Source organism: Halomonas sp. AOP13-D3-9, assembly GCF_052379125.1.
Taxonomy (GTDB): domain Bacteria; phylum Pseudomonadota; class Gammaproteobacteria; order Pseudomonadales; family Halomonadaceae; genus Vreelandella.
In genome coordinates this window covers 1-801 of record NZ_JBQSYH010000056.1, presented here as the reverse complement: position 1 = coordinate 801, position 801 = coordinate 1, and the positions used below count along the sequence as shown (strand labels likewise).

Annotated in this window: 1 protein-coding gene and 1 pseudogene; one reads left to right on the top strand and one right to left on the bottom strand. The window is 47.9% G+C overall.

Annotation, left to right across the window (positions count from 1 at the left end; genetic code table 11):
• Window positions 1-392 (top strand): hypothetical protein (locus tag ACT3UM_RS24180; protein WP_498902557.1); only part of this gene is annotated, 392 nt, incomplete at its 5' end.
• Window positions 393-704: 312 nt separating this feature from the next.
• Here ACT3UM_RS24180 and ACT3UM_RS24175 read toward each other — a convergent pair.
• Window positions 705-779, bottom strand: a pseudogene (locus ACT3UM_RS24175) (DNA repair protein RadC); the annotation flags it as partial.
• Between the last annotated feature and the right edge of the window lie 22 nt (window positions 780-801).

The window sequence follows — 801 nt, the reverse complement described above, 5'->3', positions numbered from 1 at the left end:
GTGGGATACAAACACATATCGCCGCACTCAATATTAGTCCGGAAGAAACTATCAATGTGCTAGCTCAGGAAGTGTCACTTCTTCAGAGCGCAATTCGGTACTTCGATATTAACAAGGTTTTATTTCGCTCGCAGTTCAACTTATTTTCAATAATGGCTAATAACGGTGGCCGCACAAGTAGAGCAGACGCCGAGCATTATTTCCTTTCGATAAAAGAGCAGGTTGGCGAACCATTGCTCGATTGGGATTGGATAAAATATGTGGCCTATCCTGTGAGTAATGGGCTGATGATCGAAGAAGGCTGTGATTACAGGCTGACGTCGCTTGGTAGATCATACGTGTCATTTATGTCGAGAAACCCACAGCTAGTGGATGAGCTTGCTAAATTGTAGCTACAAAGCGCCTAACACTCGCAGGCAAGCCGACGGCTTTTTTCGTTCCGCCTTCGGCTCCACTACAAAGCCGCGGTTGCTGAGGGCGTTAAACCGCTATATCAACGTCGCCTAAAAGGCAGCTTTAGGCCGTTTGCCGTCTTAGCGAAAAATGAAAGCTTGCCTCGTTATAGGATCTGCCTCGCTGGGCAGCCCCATTTTTTCTAATAGTTACCCCAAAATACTCCCATCCCGCAAACGACCTAAACAATCACTTCCCACCACCACACGATCAATCATCCGTATATCCATCGACCCCATCGCTTCCTTCAGTCACACGATAATACGCCAGTCTTCATCGCTGGCTTCAGGATCAGCACTCCGGTGATTGTGAACTAGGATAATGGCTGCAGCGCTCTAGGGAGTCGGC